This is a genomic window from Lysinibacillus sp. CD3-6, assembly GCF_006351725.2.
Taxonomy (GTDB): Bacteria; Bacillota; Bacilli; order Bacillales_A; family Planococcaceae; genus Lysinibacillus.
The window spans coordinates 3,419,132-3,437,090 of sequence record NZ_CP085880.1; the positions used below are offsets into that span (position 1 = coordinate 3,419,132).

A 17,959-nucleotide genomic window follows, 5' to 3' on the forward strand; every position below is an offset into this window, starting at 1 on the left:
CTCGCTAACAATTATTACTTTAATAAATCTACATTGGCGTAATACATCAGTTCACTGAAAGCCATTTCCCTTTAAATTCTGCAACAGGGAGTGGACGGCTAAATAAGTACCCTTGCGCATAATCACAGCCAATCTCAGCCAAGAAGTGATATTCTTCCTTACCTTCTACGCCTTCAGCGATCACTTTCAAATCGAGTTGTTTGGCTATCGCTATAATGGTTTTTACGAGTGCCTTGTTCTCATCATCTTGATTCATGCCAATGACAAATGATTTATCAATTTTCAAGGAATCAAGAGGATATTTATTTAAATAACTAAGGGATGAATACCCTGTTCCGAAATCATCCATCGATAAACTGATACCGAGTTTTTTTAATGCACATAATTTTTCAATCATCGACTCTGCATACATTGCGATACTTTCCGTTATCTCTAATACAATATAGGACGCATCCAATTCTGCTTTCTCAATAGCCATTTGGACATTTTCTACAAACGATGATTCAAGTAACTGCTTTACTGAAACATTTATACTTATTTTCAATTCCTTATTTGTTTCATTGTGCCAACGTGCAGTTTGGGTAATTGCCGTATTCATTACCCATTTACCGATAGGAATAATCATTCCTGTCTCTTCCATAATGGAAATAAATTCGTCTGGTGTTACTTGACCAAGTACCGCATTGTTCCATCTGATGAGAGATTCCATACCAATGATTTCATTCGTTCTTACATCTATAATGGGCTGATAATAAAGTTCAAATTCATCATTATCTAGTGCAGTACGTAATTGTTTTTCAATCATCATTTTACGATAGAAATGTTGTTGCATTTCGGAAGTAAATAATTGATAGTTATTTTTCCCTCTTTCTTTTACATAGTACATGGCTGTATCTGCATGCTTAATTAATGTATTGGCATCATAGCCATCATTCGGGAACGTGCTAATTCCTATACTTGGTGTAATGAAATACTCACTACCATCTATCCAAAAGCCTGAAATAAATTGTGCCAATAAGTCCTTAGCAAACGCTTCACTTTCATTCGCATCATAATAAGGAAGTAAAATTGTAAATTCATCTCCACCGAGACGATAAATGTTTGCCTTACGATGTTTTTCTTCTAGTAACCTTTCAATCCGTCTTGAAACTTCTACTAATAATAAATCGCCTACATCATGTCCAAGACTATCATTAATATATTTAAAGCGATCTAAATCAAAAAATAATATTGCATTGTCACTGCCCTCGATTTTAGCTTTTTCTAAAAGGGCAATTAAATCATCATTGAACATTCTTCTATTCGGTAATCCTGTTAAAGCATCATGATTCGCTTGGAATTTAATTTCATCTTCATATTGCTTACGTTCAGTAATATCTGTTGAAACAGCAAGTAACGTAGAACTATCATGTAATTGAATCGGTACTTTAACCGTTTGTACCCATATAACATCCCCAGATGCAGCTGTAATGGCTTCCTCTTTTATGAAATGTTTTTCTGGTAGCTTGAACATGTCTTTCTCAAGATCAAAGCACTCTTCCTCATTAGTCAAATCAATGAGTAAATCAGTATCTGTTTTTCCAATCATATCTTGAAAGCTCATACCCATTAACTGTGCGTAGGATTTATTCATTAAAGTATAACGACCATTTTCATCTTGTGCATAAATGTAATTCGGATTTAAATCAATAACTTTAAATAAAAACTGTTTTTGTTCATAAAGCTTTTTATTCATAGTTTTTACGATTTCAAGATGCATTCTGCTTGAAAGAATTAAGATCGAAATAGCAAAGACTAAAACAGCAATCGAACTTGGGTACAATCTTGTATTAGGAAACATATTTAAGTAGCCAATAGCAAACCCAATGGACGTGAAAATATTAAAATAAAACAAAAATGAACGTTCATTCTTGTTTTGTACATCTAAACTAATCAATAAACTAATAATGATACAAACTATAAAAAGAAGGACATTAAAATTAAAAATCCATGAGAGCTCGCCATCTACTGGAAAATAAAATATGCTCGTATCCATTTGAATAAGTTCTAATTGACTAATGCCCTTAGAGCTCCATCCGATTATGTAACCAAGTAATGCAAATGCATAAGATATAATGACGGTTGTTCGATTAACAAGATACCCCCACTTTTTTTGATATTCAATGGGTAGTATTTCTTGTACAATCGTATAACCTATATAAAAGATTGTTGGTGTTAACATAATAGACCCAAATCGAAACAGCTTGAAAAAGAACATTATCGTCTCTTCACTAAACAGTCGATATGCGTACAAAAACGAAACATCGATGTGCCAAAATGAGGCTAAAATTAAGAATAGAAAAATAATTTTAGAAAGTTTATTTTTTTTAAATAACACTAAAATTGTAATGCCAACACAAACGGGAATAAATGATAATAAAATTAAAAATATAAAAAACATATAAAGAGCCTCCTATGTATGTGTCAGTAATAGACAAGCATTATTCCCGCTACTCCCATGAGTAGTAATACATACAGACTCTACCGCTTGATGTCTAGTTTCATAAACAATAGGTATGTCTTCAAACCCATGCCCAGAGGTTTTAATCGTTGGAGGTATAAACCCGTATTCCATTGATAATAAAGATGCAATAATTTGCATCGCACCCATTGCACCAAATGTGTGCCCTATCATTCCTTTAATAGACGTAATAGGTACTTTAGAGCCAAATGTTTCTTTAAGAGTAAAGCGTTCTATCTGATCATTTACCTCTATCCCTAGCGCCTGACTGTTTATATAGCTTGGTATAGTATCTCCGACTGTTTCTTGAAAAACGTCCAGCATATGTCTACCAGTGATATCAGAGCTTAATAGTTTTTGTCCTTCATTTCTTGAAATCACACGTTCAACTTTACCGTAAATTTTCTGTCCACGGCTGACGGCTGATTGTCTACGCTCTAAAACCATTACCCCAGCTCCCTCGGATAATACAAAGCCGCGATGCTGAGTTGAAAACGGCACACCAGCTTTTTCAATAGAACTTTCTAGCGAAAGTGATCTTATTTTTTTAAAGCCATTAACTGTCCATTGGCCTAAAGGAGCCTCAGTTCCACCCACAATACAGGCATCAACACTTCCAGATTCTAATAGCTGTTTCCCTATTAATATAGCATCCAAACTAGCACTACAGCCTGTTGTTACTGTAAATGCAGAACCACACGAACCGATTGCTTCGGCAACAGAGCTTGAAAGTGTGTGCGTATCCACAAGGGAAACTCCATGAATGGGAAATTGCCTTAAATCAAAAGCTGCAGTAGCATATTTTTCGATTTCAAGTATTGCTCCAGCGGATGTACCCATAATTACTGCAATACGATGTGGTTTAAAATCATCTAAATTTGACATTTCAGCTGCATCCAATGCAGCAGCAATCGCCATTCTTACAGAACGCGGATGACGATGATAACTTACCCCATTTATCTCCTTGAAACTTTCTTCAATCAAACCCGCTACGATATTAGTGTGAGGCTGATGAGCATTGTTTAAAATGCTCTGCGTACAAATACCTTTTTCTAATATATTTAAAAAGCTAAATTTATCTAAAATTCCAGGAGCTTTAATGCCATATCCTGTTATGACTATGTCGTCCAAATATATCACCTTCACACTTTAACTTTATTCCATTATATACAACTAAATCGGACATAGTCTATATTCGAAAGCCTTAAGTTCTAAGTAAGTGAGCTTTTTGGATAATTTGTATCACTTTTAAGCAAAATATCGCAATAATTTAAGGTAAAATCTTTCTATAAATATAATAAATTACAATACACAATAACAAAAATTGTGTAGCGCTTGTATTAATTGACGATTCTTTGGTTATATTCAACCCATTTTTCCATTTCTCTTTCGACCGCTCGATTTTGCCATTCAAACCAAATGCCACTACATTCACTGCAATGGCTTTCTACACCACTTTTATGATGCCCATCTTTACATGTAAAGACGGTCTTTTTACGACAGCTATAACAGTAAAGCTCTTTATCTTTAATAAATTCCAAGCTTATCAACTCCAACGTTTTTACATACAGTACTTTCCAAATATTATGCAATTTAATCGTTTCGTTGATTAAAAATCGCTGTGGGGTTATTTATGTATTCCCTTTAATCCTGTTGTAACAAAAAAGCCCTTTCAATCATTAAAAGATGAAAAGGGCGTCCATATTTGCAGAGAGCTTTCCTCAGTCGGAAGCTTGCTGCTAGCTAACAAGATTTAAATTTCTCTAGGTGGGATGATACCTGCAATAAGGAGGAGAAAGAAAACTAGCCCAATTAAGCAAAATAGTACGGAGGCAAAAAATATTGGGCCTTTCTTCGCGATATATTGCTCACTTTTCAGCATAATACCTGTTTGAGCAGTCACTGCCACTTCATTGAATCTAGCCATTGGACCACCACTACTCGAAAAGTAAAAAATACCGCCAGCAATTGCAAAGCCAATAAAGAACATTATTTCGATAAATCTAACGGAGAAAAATGATGCAATAAAGTACGTAATAATCGCTTCCACAACCAATGTTACAATTAAAATGATGTAATTTTTCTTTCGCATATACAACTCTCCTTTTATTCTTTTACTTTATATACGACTAAACTTGGTTTAAGTTCCAAATTTAAACAAAAAGTGCCTGACACTCAAAAAAAAGCACTTCAAACCTTTAGATTAGGATTTGAAGTGCTTCCATTTATGTGCCTGACACTTTATTTACTAGCTTTATAAGCGCTTAAAAATTCTTTCACTTTTGAGCTATCTGCTGTTAGCTTTAAGCCCGTGTCAACAAGTGGAGAAACTGTTGATACTGCTGGTTTTTTATTACCTTGATAATAGCTAATAAATTCATCTTGGTTGATAGAGTATAGAATTGCTTTACGTAAGTCTACTGATTTCGATACTTCGCGACCTTTTGGATTTACGAGTAAATAAGAGACTGCATTACTATCAGCTGTTTTTAATGTTAAGTTGGCATCGCCTTTTACTACATCAATTTTAGTTTCTGGTACGGATTGTAATACGTCAATTTCACCATTACGAAGTGCAGATAGCGCACTGTCATTATCTTCAATAAAGCGAACACTTATGTTATTAATTTTCGGCTCGTTGTCTGTACCAACTTGGTAAGCAGGGTTTTTGACAAATGTTGCTTCGTAATCATTTTTTTGCACTAAAATGTAAGGACCAGATGCAGCTAAATGGTTTGCATATGTTGCCCCTTCTGTAACAGTTGCTTGGTCACCATATGCAACATTTACATTTGGATCATAGCTTGCTACGTCAAACGTATTAACCGCTTTAACCGCCGCTTCAGAGACGATTCCGCCTGATTGGTGCGCTAAATAATTTAGCACTTGCGGGAACGGATTTGGCGTTGTAATTTTCACAACTTGATATTTACCTGCTGCATTGTCGACACTTGCTTCATCCGTTACAACTTGCGCAATTGCTGCTGGTAGTTTATCTGATAATTCATCTAAAACCGATTTTCCGTCAGCTGTTTTCACAGATTCAAGTGAAGTAATATCTGAAACTATCTCTACGGAATCAATATTTTCATGAATTGAATATGTGCGGTGATCTGGTACCGAATTTTGGTCTTTCGCACGTTCTAATGAGAATACAACATCTTCAGCCGATACTACATCACCAGTATCTACTGCTTTGCCATTTTCCACTTTAGCAAAATTAATATCATCACGTAGCACGAAATAGTACTCTTGGTTATTTTCAGAAATAGCATGATTATATGATAATGAACCATCCGATACTACTTCATCTGTATCAGATAAATTCACTAAACGAACATACATATTTGTATTTAATGTATTAATCGAACCGTCATTCCCTTTAATCGGATCAAGAGACGTTAATGAGCCTATTGATTGATGTAATACTAATGTGTCCGTTGCATTTTTGCCAGCATCATTAAATGCAATTGATTCCCATGCTTGAGCACGTGATTTTGGTAATCGCACAGTATCTGGGTTTACTTTTTTCGAATAAATACCTTGGAATTTTTGAGAAATATATAACGGTGCAATATATGCATTATCAAATACTAATGCTTGCTCAAGCTCTTTATATTTCTCTTTTGCAGCATCGCCTGTTAAAGTACTTGCCTCATCAATTAATTTATCGACTGTCTCATCTGCAGTCACACTATAATCTCCACCAGTTTTAAATAAGCCACGTACTGCATAGTCTGGATTTCCAGTTACAGTCGTCCAGCTAGAAATGGCCACATCATAGTTCCCAGCATCCTTTTGTGCTGAGTAGGAACCGAAGTCTGGTTGAATATTTAACTTTACATCAAAGCCATTTTTCACTAGCTGATCGCGCACAATATTCATATCCTGCTCTTGTGCTGCCATACCTAGCACTTCAATAACGGGTTTTGTGCTCGCTGTATCTGACTTATCACCTTTATTTTCAACATTCGATTTCGTTTCTACACACCCTGCCAAAGCGACCGCCGCAACAGTTGCTGATGCAGCAAGTGTAAATAATTTTTTGTTCATCTCTCTATTCCTCCAATTTATAAATTAGTTTGTTTTAGGATCAAGTGCATCACGTAACCCATCGCCGAAAAAGTTAAACGATAAGACGAGTAGCATGATGCATAATCCTGGGAAAATGGCTACATAAGAATTAGTTTCTAAATACGTACTGCCTACTTTTAAAATATTGCCCCACTCTGGTATATGTGGCTCGATTCCCAGTCCAAGAAAGCTTAAACTACTAGTTGAAATAACCGCGCCGCCAATTGTCAAAGTTGCTTTTACTATCATCGGAGCGAGAGAGTTCGGTACGATATGCTTAAAAATAATGGCAGCATCTGATACACCGAGTGCTCTTGCTGATTCTACAAATTCAAAATTGGCAATTTGCATAACATTCGCACGCATCGTTCTTGCGTATGTCGGGATCGCCCCTACGCTCAATGCAATAATTAAATTCACTGTGTTTGCGCCAAATGCTGCAATGATCGCAATCGCCAGTAAGATACCTGGGATCGCATACAAAATATCGAGCAAACGCATAATGATGTTATCTGTATTTTTTCCGTAATAGCCTGAAAATGCACCAAGTGCGCCTCCTATTACAGCAGGGATGATAGTTGAAAAGAACCCAACTATTAAAGAGATTTGAGCACCAAACACGATTCTTGAAAATAAATCTCTACCAAAGTTATCTGTCCCTAACGGATAATCCAAAGAAGGTGTTTGTAATAACGCACTATAATTATTTTGCACGGCAAAATCGTAATCAAATGTCCATGAGCTAACGACTGATAGCGAGAACATAAATATAATGAAGAACATGCCGAAAACAGCCATCGTATTACGTAATATTTTATTCCATATTTTTTGCCATTTTTCAACAGCGGATGGATCCGTATTTCGTGCTTTTTTAATTAATGTCCAGCCGAGCAGGAATGAGAAAAGATTTCCTGTTAGCGCTGGTAAAAGCAATATTACACCAAGTGGTATCATCCATTTAGGAGCATCGCTTACTGTAACGTATCGCGCTACAAGTACCGCCATCACCGCATAAAGGACTGCGAGTAATAGAAATGCACCCATCGCTAATAAAAATGTATCCACGACATATGGTTTAAATAAATTTAATGCCGAAATAAGAAGTATAAAAATCTGCGTAATCAACGCATAGACAGCAAAGGTATATTCTGCTGTTTTATTTTTCGTTGCTAGCATAAAGCCAAAGCCTGCTGCAAATACATTACCTACTAAAACTGTGAGCATTAATGGATAAGCAAGCAGACGCGTTCGTGTTTGAATTTCTCGTTCTTTAGCTAAATCCTTTTTAATTTGTAACGTTGTAAACCATATATATAATGTCGTACAGGCATAAATGACAAATATCGCAAGGACATAAGGTCGCCACACGCCATTAGCAAAATCAAAACTATTTAGTAAAAACAGCACTGAAAAAATAGCAGAAAAGGCAATAGTAAACTGTGCATTGACATATTCTTGCGTTATTTTCAAAAGCAGCTTTACATTCGATATGAATTTCACAATATACCCTCTCCTAAGATTTCTTCATTTTTGAACGAATGCGTGGATCAAAGAACGCATATAGCACATCAATCACCATATTGACTATCGAAATAGTAATGGCAATATAGACAACCCCACCTAGAATGGCAGGTATATCAGGAATAAATTGTTTATCTACTATATAACTACCGATACCACTAATATTAAATACTTTTTCAGTCACAGAAGCGCCACCGAGCATACCGCCAAATAAAAGGCCTATTACGGTAACAATCGGAATCATCGCATTGCGAATCGCATGCTTTGTGATGACTTTACGCTCACTCAACCCTTTCGCTTTTGCTGTAATAATATAATCCTCATGAATTACTTCGAGCATGCTTGATCTTGTCATTCGTGCAATCGACGCTGTAATAGAAGTACCTAATACAACAACTGGCATGACAATAGATAACCAATTGTTAGGATTATAAGTAGCAGGGAACCATTGTAATTTTAATGAGAACGTTAAAATAAAAATGAGCCCTTGCCAGAAGCTTGGTATCGATAAACCAATAAGTGCAATAAACATAAACGCATAATCTGCAAATGAATTCGGTCGTACCGCTGAAATAATTCCAACAGGTATTGCGATTGCCACCGCCATTAATAATGAAAACAGCGCAATTTCCAATGTTACTGGAAACTTATTCATAATACTTTGCGTAATATTTTCTTTACCTTCAAATGAATTTCCTAAGTCAAACGTAAACAGTCCAGATAAGGAATGCCACAGCTGTACTAAATAGGGCTGATCTAATCCATAAATTTTATTAAAATTCGCGACTTGTTCAGGTGTTGCCTCGATACCTAGCAAATTACGTGCTGGATCAAACGGCGATAAATATAAAATCGTAAATACTAATGTCGCCACACCAACAATGACAAATGCACTTTGGAATAAACGTTCAACGATAAATCGACTAAACGCATTACTGCATAAAATTAAGAAACAATACATTAAAACACCAGGAATAAATGACACAGCTAAAAAAATTGGCTTTTCAAGTAGTTCACTAAAATACTTTTTGTAAGATTGTTTTGCAATACTTTCACTTTCTAGTTTCTTTTCTACTTCTCTAGTAAGCTTTTGTTCAGTTAGTTGATTAACTACCGATGCAAGTTGCTGCTCATTCAGCGATTTATTAAAAAATGCTGCCTTCGTTTGTTCCTGCTGTCTATATTCCGCTTCCCATGCTTGGAGTTTCCCTTGCGAAATAAAATGTTCTTTCGTTTGTGCAAACAATTGAGCATATGAATGTTTATCTTTTTTTAACAAATATAAAAAATATGTAACAATATGCACTGGAAATCCTAGTAAAAATAACACAAAAGAATAACTATTTCTTCTTGTCATTTCATTAAAAATTCGCTTAAAATAATAATTTTCTTTAAACTTGCTAATATTCAGAAAATTATTCATGTATTTCCTCCTTTCTTCGCTTACTATAGTAGTAAGGTATGAAAATAAAATGAGATAATTTACTTTCCTTGCGTATATTGTACAATACCTACCTGTATAGTATAGTATGTATGAACGACTACAGTTCGTCAATAAGAATATTTGAAATTTATTAAAGGATGAGCATTCGATGAGCGAAAAAATTCTTGAAATACAAGATTTACGCGTTTCTTTTATTACAGGAGAAACCGAATTTGAAGCTGTAAAGGGCGTAAACTTTTACGTCAATAAAGGTGAAACGGTTGGCATTGTTGGAGAATCGGGAAGCGGTAAAAGTGTTACGGCTCGATCCATTATGCGTCTTCTCCCATCCCCTCCCTCATTTTTAAAGTCAGGTACAATCCTATTCCAAGGGGAAAATTTGGTGACGCAATCTGAAAAGCAAATGGAGGCAATCCGAGGAAAAGATATTAGTATGATTTTCCAAGACCCGATGACATCTACGAACCCAACAATTCGCGTTGGTGAGCAAATTGCTGAAGGCTTAATGAAGCATCAAAAAATGTCTAAAAAGGAAGCATACGAAAAAACGATTGAATTATTAAAATTAGTTGGCATTAAAAATAGTGAGGAGCGTTATCAGCAATATCCACATGAGTTTAGTGGTGGTATGCGTCAACGTGTCATGATTACGATGGCCCTTGCCTGCAACCCCTCCCTCTTAATTGCCGACGAACCAACTACTGCGCTAGATGTTACAATTCAAGCTCAAATTTTAAGTATTATGAAGCAAATGCAAGAGCGTCTTGGAACATCTATTATTTTAATTACACATGATTTAGGTGTTGTTGCAGGTATGTGTGATCGTGTCATTGTCATGAAAGAGGGAGAAATTGTTGAGGAAGGAACTACGGAAGAGATATTTGCGAATCCGCAGCATTCCTATACGAAGAAGCTATTAAACGCGCTACCAAAGCTGCATGAAAAGAAAGAACCAAAACAGCCACCTAATATCGAAGATGGTACTGATTTAAATGTACCGCTAATAGAAGTACGCAATTTATCCAAGCATTTCGATTTAAAGAAAGGGGAAATTTTAAAAGCAGTAGATGATTTATCATTCCGTATTTATCCTGGTGAGACACTGGGGCTCGTAGGAGAATCTGGTTCAGGTAAGTCAACAACAGGACGTACGATTTTACAGCTCCATGCACCAACAGAAGGAGAAGTATTGTATAAAGGGGTGCCTGTCACTCGCTTAACTAAAAATGAATTAAAGAGTATGCGTCGTCATATGCAAATCATTTTCCAAGATCCGTACTCGTCATTGAACCCCCGAAAAAAGGTGCTTGATATTATCGGGGAGGCACTTGATGTACATAAATTAACGAAATCCGCTGAGCAACGACGCACACGCATAGAAGAATTACTCGAACTAGTAGGCTTAAAAAAGGAGCATGCTTTACGCTATCCACATGAATTTAGTGGTGGGCAACGACAACGTATTGGTATTGCCCGCGCTTTAGCAGTCGAACCGAATTTTATTGTATGTGATGAACCACTCTCTGCCTTAGATGTTTCGATTCAAAAGCAAGTTGTAGACCTATTGAAAGAATTACAACAACGCTTAGGATTGACGTATTTATTTATCGCACATGATTTGTCGATGGTGAAGCATATTAGTGATCGTGTTGCTGTAATGTACGGAGGAAAAATCGTGGAGTTAGCGGAGAGTGAAGAACTCTATGCAAACCCACAGCATCCTTATACTAAGATGCTACTACAATCTATTCCAATTCCAGACCCAGCAATTGAAAAACAGAAGAAACGCCAGGTCATGTCAGAGGAAGAATTGATGACCAATCGTTTTAATCTAGACAATACACAGCTTGTGGAAGTGTCTAAAGATCACTGGGTAGCGAAGGAGTGCCAGTCACTCAAACAATTCTGAATTTTTTTGTCCGAGTAAAAATCCACTTTGACTTCTGCGGTACAACGGAACGTAAGACGCAAAAAAGCGCGTTTAAGCAAGTTGCGTCTTACATCGTGCCTGCGGAAAGTTGAGTGGTTTTTTTAATTTAGAAGCGCTTGAATGGATTTAATTTACCTCTTCTTAATATGGCTAGGCATGATTTATCGTTTCTAAATCATCTTTAGTAAAACTCAAATATTTTGACGTAATAGTAATTTGTTGATTCAGTATTACTATGTCTGATATTTTAAGCCCTCTATCGATTTTATGATTTTTGCTAATTTAATCGAATGATTTTCTTTCTCCCACAAAATATAACTAGTTTAAATTTTTAATGGATAAACACCCCCCCACTTTTTTGCAAAATACATATTATACATTGAAGAAAGGAGGGAATTTTCCATGGGATACTACGGAAATGCAGGCAATTGGAACAATAATTGTTGTGGAGTAAATAACTATGATTATGGTAATAACAATAACGGTTCAACATTCGTACTAATTGTTGTACTATTTATTCTTTTAATTATTGTCGGCGCTACTTTCATCAGTAATGGAGATGATTGCTAATACTATTATCCAAATGTAATGCACCTCTCTAACACAAAGGGTTGCTCTCAGCCTGGTAACCCTTTTAATCTAATCCTTGCACCGACACCTTTCATTTAGATATGAAGTAACTCAAATAGACGAGCTAAAAATTTTTTATACTTATAATGAAACCAGTCACCATTGTAAATTTTGCATTGGTCACTGGTTTGATTTTTATTTTGCTATTTACTCAATTTTATTTCTTCCATCCTACTGCAATATCATTCGAAGGAAATTCCATAACCAATTGAATTTGAGGTGCATAAATATATTTATCCCAATGCCTCACTTCCTCGACTCTATGAAGGATGTTAACCAATTGTGTTTTAATCACATGTTGAGCATTCAAGTCAATAATATAACAATATGTATGCTGTTCTTTATGATTTTTCATCACTAATTCTGCTAATGCACTTTCATAGTCAACAAAGTTAGAAAATATCGTTTTGTAAAACATACGTGTCCAGTCAATTCCCGAGTGACAAAATGGGAACTCTTCAAATAAATCATCGGTGATTTTTTTAGAAGCTTCTTTTGATAAAATGGCTACCTCCTCTTCAAAACGAATATTTGGAAACAACTCATTTACTACCTCTACAACTATTTCATAGGCTCTTTGTTCCTCCGCCTCCTTTCTTTTTTCGTTTTGCAGAGCTAACAATTCCTTCAAACGTTCCTTTTTATCTTTCATCCTATTCGTCCTTACTATCTGTTCAATTTGCTATTTTAAAAAATAAAAAAGAGCTGTCTCAACAGCTCAAAATGATTAAACCCTAAGCGAGCCACGGAAGCCTCTTGCAGCATAGTAGGAATCCGCTCCATTATGATACATAAAGACAGTGTCGTAGCGACGATCACAAAAGATGGCCCCGCCAAGTTTTCTAATATTGTCAGGTGTTTGCACCCAACTTGACGTTTTCAAATCAAAATTTCCTAGTTCCTGCAACTTGCGATATTGGTCCTCTGTTAAAAGTTCAATGCCCATAGCGTTTGCCAAATCGATTACAGTATTTTCTGGTTGATGCTTTTTTCTTGATTCCAATGCTTCACGATCGTAACAAAAGCTTCTACGACCTTTAGGGCTTTCCGTTGCACAATCGTAAAAAATGTACTCGTCCGAATTTTTGTCATACTCGACAACATCGGGCTCACCGCCTGTCACTTCCATTTCATTCAGTGACCATAGTTTTTCCGTATTAGCTTCTAGCTTAGCTTGTACTTTAGCCCAGTCAAGACCTTGATGGCGGTCCATATTTTTCTCAAATCGGTCTTGCAACGTTTTCAGTAGTTCCTCATGCTGCTCAATTGATAACTCTTTCGTTGGCATATTCGTTTCCCCCATATTAAAATTGTCCTAGTTGATTATTTAAAAAGATTATAAATGCATTTTGAACTTTTTCCTTCTTTATCAATCTTTTCACACGATGTGTACTTTGCAAATATTTCCTTACTTTTCTATTTACGAAAAATTGCTTTCGATATTTTTCTTCATTATAAATAACTTCGAACCAAAATTCATTTTTTAACAATTCAATATTTCTATCGATTTTTCGTGTATTTAAAGCAATACTACCATTAGGGAAGAAAGCCGCAAGTAAATCTTCTATCAATTCATTTATTCCACCTTGAAAATCAGTTCATTTATCTATATAAAATAACCTGTTTCTTCGTCGTTTTCAACAACTTGCTGTCATCGACAGTTGTTTATTCGAAAAATCACTATCGATTGAGATTGTATCGTTCTCTTTTGTACTAATTATTAGAGGCGACAGAATAAAAGACACTTACAACTTAGTAAGTGCCTTTTCATGAATTCCATATTATGTTTAGGTATTTATCCTTTAAATTAATCCGTTAGGAGACGTAGACCATTTTTGTAGATGTTCAGAACTTATACTATAAGAAACAACTTTCTCTTTGTATTTCTTCACAACATCCACGTGATTATCGTAATTAAAAACAAAAAAGTGAATATCTTCTTTTTTGCCCTTATTTACATTGATAACAAAAGGCGTTACATTCGATTCTGGCTCTAAAAATAATTTTTCATTGCCTGGAAAGATATAATGCTTTTTTAAAAAGGAAGCCTCATTAAAATAGCCAGTAAATCTATTTTTATCTTCTTCTTCTAAATTCTTTCCATTGTAGGTTACCGTCACATCTTTTGAATCCAGTTTTTTATGAAGTTCAAATTTACTTACTGTCCATCCCACAACGATACTTGGCGGACTCATTATCAATTTAACAATAGATCCAATAACGATTGTAATAACTAAACCCCATGTCATAGCATATCAACTCTTTCAATCATTTTATTATTTTTATATATAGCAAATAATTTTATCACCTTCATTGCCATCGTTTCACTAAATGCCTAGATGCATCATCCACTTCTCAATGATAAAGGAATTATAGTGAATCGTACCATCCAATTGGAGGGTTTTTTGACCATCCATTTATTTTGGAACTAAACTAAAATCATTTTTTTGCTCTATTCAAAACCATACCATACAAGCTTTGAATATCAAATGAAAGTATTGTGACATAATAAAAACAGAGCCACTCTCCAACCTGAGGATTGGAGGAGTGCTCTATTTCTTTCATTTTAAGCTTAAGTGGCGATGTCTTTAAAACATAAAATGAACGCGGTATAAAATATAATAAAAGGTAGCCGCCTTAAGTTTTCTCATCAGCAGCTCGAACTTTTAAGGGATGATGCTATTTTCCCTTATTACAATCATATAGGTTTTCTATATCGTTTAAACCATCCACTCTTGGTTATTTTTAGTCATCCAATTAACTATACTCTTTGTAGTGCTTGTGCAAACCTTTTTATACCTTCATCAATCGATTCTTCATCTTCCCTTGCGAAAGTAAAACGAACAAAGCTTTCTTTGGAACCTAATGTAGAGCCTGGGGCATAGATGACCCCCTGCTTAATAGATGCCTCAAGTAATTGGGTTTCATTAAAGCTTTTTAGTATTTTACACCATATATGAATACCACCTTGCGGAATCGAATATTCCACAAGCCCTTTTAAATAAGTATCAAGGCTTTTAATAATTGTATCTCTTCTTTTTTCTAATTCCTTAATTAAACTTTTTATATGCGTATGAAAATTTTCTGATTCTAAAAAATCATTCGCTATCCATTGTGTATAGCTAGAATGACCAAAGTCGATTTGTTGCTTCGCATCGGATAAACGTTCAATTACTGATGTCGGACCAATAATCCATCCAATTCTTAGTCCTGAAGCTACAATTTTGGACAATGAACTAATATATAAAACATTGCCGTTCCTATCCAATGATTTAAGGGTTGAAATTTTCTCTCCTGAAAAAGCAGTTAAACTATATGGATCGTCTTCTACAACAGGAATCCCTAGCTTTGAGGATATGTCTAAAATCGCTTCTCTTTTTCTTTGATTCAATAGATAACCAGTCGGATTTTGAAAATAAGGATTTAGAAAAATCATTTTAATTCGGTGTTTTTTATATAGTTTTTGCAAATCTTCTGGGTTAATCCCATCCTTATCGACAGGCAAATAATGTATTTGAATGCCTGCTGATTTAAAAGTAGGAAGATTGTAATTATATGAAGGATCTTCTATAGCAATGGCGTCTCCTGGCTTTAGCAAACATTGGACAATTAAATGTAATGCTTGCTGCGCCCCTGAAGTGATAAGTATTGAAGACGGGCTGGTTTCAATTCCGCGACTTCTTTTTACATGTTTTGAAAGTGTACTTCTTAAAATTTCATTTCCTTGAGGATGATCGTATCCTAAGCTTCCAATAAAGGAGCGTGTCGAAGTAATTTCGCTTAAAAATTTTTTAGGGAAAAGATCCTCTGACAACTCACCAGAAGCTAAATTAATTAATTTATGTTCAACTGCTTCTTTTCTTATTTTTTGCATTACAGGTAGACTCGGTAAAAAAGAACCTGCCTCAATATAGCGGTTCCAGCTTGGAATCCGTTTTTTTGTAATACCCCAAATATCTTTACTAATGGTAGTACCGCTTCCTCTAGTTCTGTCAATTAGGCCCAACGATTCTAATTCGTCATATGCATGCACGACAGTACTTCTATTTACGTTTAATGTACTAGCCAAATATCTTTCCGATGGCAATGGTTTATCAGGTGGAAATGTACCATCTGCAATTCCCTTTTCAATATATTCTGCGAGTTGTTTATAGATAGCTTTTTTTGCTTTTCTATCAGGTTTCCAATCCATATATACTCACCTCATAATATTCTATCAAACATGCTTTCATCTTTTAGCATTTTTATACAAGCTAAAAGATTATATATTAATGTAAGTTAGCTTGTCTTGAACCAGCCACTACAATGCTATTTTAGCCATCCACTAAAAAATCCAATCGCTAGCTATAATGCGTTGCGACGGTTACTAAAAGACTAAAAAAAGACCAGTTGCTCATTATATTAATGAGAACTGGACCACTATCAGCTTTTTATATTCAACTGTTTGATATCCTGTCTACGATCCCACTCAAATGTAATTAAATCATGGCTATTCAAATCCTCTGCAAATAATGAAATAGCTGAAATTCGACTATTGTCATAAAGCTTAAAGTAATAGTTTTTGCTTTGGGCACACATTGCAGAAGTATAAATTGTATAATCCGTCTTTCCCTCTTTATTTAACACAACACCTTTCGGAATATTAACGGAAGATAGAATATGAAACATGGCAGTTACCCCTTCTGTTTCATTTTTCGCTTGTTCCGTATACTTTTTCCAATAAGCGACACGAAGAAATCGTGCAGATGGCGTAAAATCACCTGGCAATCCTAACCCACCTGCCCCTTGCCCAAACGGTGTTAATTTCAAATTTCCCATTGTAATGTCTTGTGGAGGGTGAGGTGTGACACCAATATAAGCTCTTAAATTTGTCTGATGCCATTCATATCCAGGGCTATTGGTCATAACCCCTATTGTTTGGCGATGAATGGTTATGCCTGTTCTATCAGGCTCAATAACTATCGTTTCTCCAGTAGCATCTGTAAAAGTATAGTGAAGTGGTGGTGCGAAGCCAAGTATGTTATTTGCTTCAGTCAATAATGTAAAAGCACCTAATTTTTCAACAACATCGTCGACTGTTACACAGCTTCCTAAAACTTGTGAAACAACATAAATTGGATTAATACCTCTCGTTCCTTCTTTCGGCTTATCCGAATATGTCGCAAATGTGGCATAGTAAAGCATTGCTCCCATTAACCCCTTTTCGTTTACACCATCGTAGAGAACTGGAGATGCGAGATCCGTGCTTCCCATGCCAATAAACGCGTATGGATTGCTAATCGTTACCTCATTTTTCTCTTCAAGCAATCGAATGCCATATTTACGTGGAACAATAACTACTTTACTATCTGGTTCCATTGTAAAATCCATTGTTCTAGCAAATAATGTTTTTTTATCTGTTGTATTTATTGATAAGCTACTACATCCAAACATTAAAACACTCCCTCTTTAAGATTAGCTTAACCAACTTTGAATGGGTGACATGCTTTCACTAAAAACAAAATGTGAATTTCCCAAGGATTATATTCATTTTACGAAATTGGTTAATTATCACTAATATTGTATTATGTTTGTAGGGGTGATTATTAATGGATGAAATAGACATTATAAACAAAGAAGCAATCAAAACTGATTTGGCTCTAATTAAATCCTGTTTGCGATTAATTAATCAAACAGTGACTTTATGCAAACGAAGAGGGGAAACGTTTGACGCTCCAGAAAATGAAGAATTACATATGTTAATTTCCAAAATTGATAGAGACTTGAACAAAATTAAGTTAAATATACAGTATGAAACAACCAATACGATGCACCGTTAACTAACATTTAGCTATGCTTAAATAAAACTATTGCAGGCTTA

The 17,959-nt window shown here is 35.3% G+C and carries 16 protein-coding genes; 3 read left to right on the plus strand and 13 right to left on the minus strand.

Annotated elements, in window-relative coordinates; genetic code table 11:
- Nucleotides 1-46: 46 nt before the first annotated feature.
- The 7 genes from FH508_RS16990 to FH508_RS17020 form a co-directional block, all read right to left on the minus strand.
- Nucleotides 47-2,440: a sensor domain-containing protein gene (locus FH508_RS16990; RefSeq protein WP_172772245.1), complete on the minus strand. Its 2,394-nt coding sequence runs from the start codon at nt 2,438-2,440 to the stop codon at nt 47-49.
- A 12-nt stretch (nt 2,441-2,452) separates the two neighbouring features.
- Nucleotides 2,453-3,631 (minus strand): beta-ketoacyl synthase N-terminal-like domain-containing protein, encoded by a 1,179-nt coding sequence (locus FH508_RS16995; RefSeq protein WP_172772246.1) that lies wholly within the window; start codon nt 3,629-3,631, stop codon nt 2,453-2,455.
- A 209-nt stretch (nt 3,632-3,840) separates the two neighbouring features.
- Complete coding sequence (locus FH508_RS17000) at nt 3,841-4,041, minus strand: hypothetical protein (protein WP_172772247.1); 201 nt, start codon at nt 4,039-4,041, stop codon at nt 3,841-3,843.
- A 212-nt stretch (nt 4,042-4,253) separates the two neighbouring features.
- Nucleotides 4,254-4,592, minus strand: coding sequence for a hypothetical protein (locus tag FH508_RS17005; RefSeq protein WP_172772248.1), 339 nt, complete (start codon nt 4,590-4,592; stop codon nt 4,254-4,256).
- 149 nt (nt 4,593-4,741) lie between these two features.
- Complete coding sequence (locus FH508_RS17010; RefSeq protein ID WP_172772249.1) at nt 4,742-6,553, minus strand: ABC transporter substrate-binding protein; 1,812 nt, start codon at nt 6,551-6,553, stop codon at nt 4,742-4,744.
- Nucleotides 6,554-6,577: 24 nt separating this feature from the next.
- A complete protein-coding gene (locus tag FH508_RS17015) occupies nt 6,578-8,074 on the minus strand; it encodes an ABC transporter permease (protein WP_172772250.1) in 1,497 nt (498 codons plus the stop codon).
- A gap of 13 nt (nt 8,075-8,087) precedes the next feature.
- On the minus strand, nt 8,088-9,518 hold the full coding sequence (locus tag FH508_RS17020) for an ABC transporter permease (RefSeq protein ID WP_172772251.1): 1,431 nt from the start codon (nt 9,516-9,518) through the stop codon (nt 8,088-8,090).
- Nucleotides 9,519-9,687: 169 nt separating this feature from the next.
- On the opposite strand from FH508_RS17020, the gene FH508_RS17025 reads away from it, so the two are divergent.
- Entirely contained in the window at nt 9,688-11,448 is a 1,761-nt protein-coding gene (locus tag FH508_RS17025) for an ABC transporter ATP-binding protein (protein ID WP_172772252.1), read from the plus strand.
- Nucleotides 11,449-11,871: 423 nt separating this feature from the next.
- Nucleotides 11,872-12,039 (plus strand): YjcZ family sporulation protein, encoded by a 168-nt coding sequence (locus FH508_RS17030; RefSeq protein ID WP_172772253.1) that lies wholly within the window; start codon nt 11,872-11,874, stop codon nt 12,037-12,039.
- A 217-nt stretch (nt 12,040-12,256) separates the two neighbouring features.
- Here the strand turns inward: FH508_RS17030 and FH508_RS17035 are convergent, their stop codons facing one another.
- The 6 genes from FH508_RS17035 to FH508_RS17060 all read right to left on the minus strand — a co-directional run bounded on the left by FH508_RS17035 (nt 12,257) and on the right by FH508_RS17060 (nt 17,532).
- Nucleotides 12,257-12,751 carry a CDI toxin immunity protein gene (locus FH508_RS17035; RefSeq protein ID WP_172772254.1) on the minus strand — a complete coding sequence of 165 codons (495 nt, stop codon included), beginning with the start codon at nt 12,749-12,751 and terminating at the stop codon, nt 12,257-12,259.
- Nucleotides 12,752-12,826: 75 nt separating this feature from the next.
- Nucleotides 12,827-13,387 (minus strand): DUF4256 domain-containing protein, encoded by a 561-nt coding sequence (locus FH508_RS17040; protein WP_172772255.1) that lies wholly within the window; start codon nt 13,385-13,387, stop codon nt 12,827-12,829.
- A 16-nt stretch (nt 13,388-13,403) separates the two neighbouring features.
- Nucleotides 13,404-13,670, minus strand: coding sequence for a hypothetical protein (locus tag FH508_RS17045; protein ID WP_217270123.1), 267 nt, complete (start codon nt 13,668-13,670; stop codon nt 13,404-13,406).
- Between the two features lie 231 nt (nt 13,671-13,901).
- Entirely contained in the window at nt 13,902-14,348 is a 447-nt protein-coding gene (locus FH508_RS17050) for a YfmQ family protein (RefSeq protein ID WP_172772256.1), read from the minus strand.
- A 512-nt stretch (nt 14,349-14,860) separates the two neighbouring features.
- Nucleotides 14,861-16,291: a MocR-like pyridoxine biosynthesis transcription factor PdxR gene (locus FH508_RS17055; RefSeq protein ID WP_172772257.1), complete on the minus strand. Its 1,431-nt coding sequence runs from the start codon at nt 16,289-16,291 to the stop codon at nt 14,861-14,863.
- Nucleotides 16,292-16,521: 230 nt separating this feature from the next.
- A complete protein-coding gene (locus FH508_RS17060; protein ID WP_172772258.1) occupies nt 16,522-17,532 on the minus strand; it encodes a linear amide C-N hydrolase in 1,011 nt (336 codons plus the stop codon).
- A 155-nt stretch (nt 17,533-17,687) separates the two neighbouring features.
- On the opposite strand from FH508_RS17060, the gene FH508_RS17065 reads away from it, so the two are divergent.
- Entirely contained in the window at nt 17,688-17,918 is a 231-nt protein-coding gene (locus FH508_RS17065) for a phosphoglycerate mutase (protein WP_172772259.1), read from the plus strand.
- The last annotated feature ends 41 nt before the right edge of the window (nt 17,919-17,959 follow it).

Bases quoted from the DNA above. Each gene is read 5' to 3' on its own strand.
- FH508_RS17035 (WP_172772254.1), bottom strand. From the start codon at position 12,751: ATGAAAGATAAAAAGGAACGTTTGAAGGAATTGTTAGCTCTGCAAAAC.
- FH508_RS16990 (WP_172772245.1), bottom strand. From the start codon at position 2,440: ATGTTTTTTATATTTTTAATTTTATTATCATTTATTCCCGTTTGTGTT.
- FH508_RS17050 (WP_172772256.1), bottom strand. From the start codon at position 14,348: ATGACATGGGGTTTAGTTATTACAATCGTTATTGGATCTATTGTTAAA.
- FH508_RS17005 (WP_172772248.1), bottom strand. From the start codon at position 4,592: ATGCGAAAGAAAAATTACATCATTTTAATTGTAACATTGGTTGTGGAA.
- FH508_RS17010 (WP_172772249.1), bottom strand. From the start codon at position 6,553: ATGAACAAAAAATTATTTACACTTGCTGCATCAGCAACTGTTGCGGCG.
- FH508_RS17065 (WP_172772259.1), top strand. From the start codon at position 17,688: ATGGATGAAATAGACATTATAAACAAAGAAGCAATCAAAACTGATTTG.
- FH508_RS17030 (WP_172772253.1), top strand. From the start codon at position 11,872: ATGGGATACTACGGAAATGCAGGCAATTGGAACAATAATTGTTGTGGA.
- FH508_RS17040 (WP_172772255.1), bottom strand. From the start codon at position 13,387: ATGCCAACGAAAGAGTTATCAATTGAGCAGCATGAGGAACTACTGAAA.
- FH508_RS17055 (WP_172772257.1), bottom strand. From the start codon at position 16,291: ATGGATTGGAAACCTGATAGAAAAGCAAAAAAAGCTATCTATAAACAA.
- FH508_RS17020 (WP_172772251.1), bottom strand. From the start codon at position 9,518: ATGAATAATTTTCTGAATATTAGCAAGTTTAAAGAAAATTATTATTTT.
- FH508_RS17025 (WP_172772252.1), top strand. From the start codon at position 9,688: ATGAGCGAAAAAATTCTTGAAATACAAGATTTACGCGTTTCTTTTATT.
- FH508_RS17060 (WP_172772258.1), bottom strand. From the start codon at position 17,532: ATGTTTGGATGTAGTAGCTTATCAATAAATACAACAGATAAAAAAACA.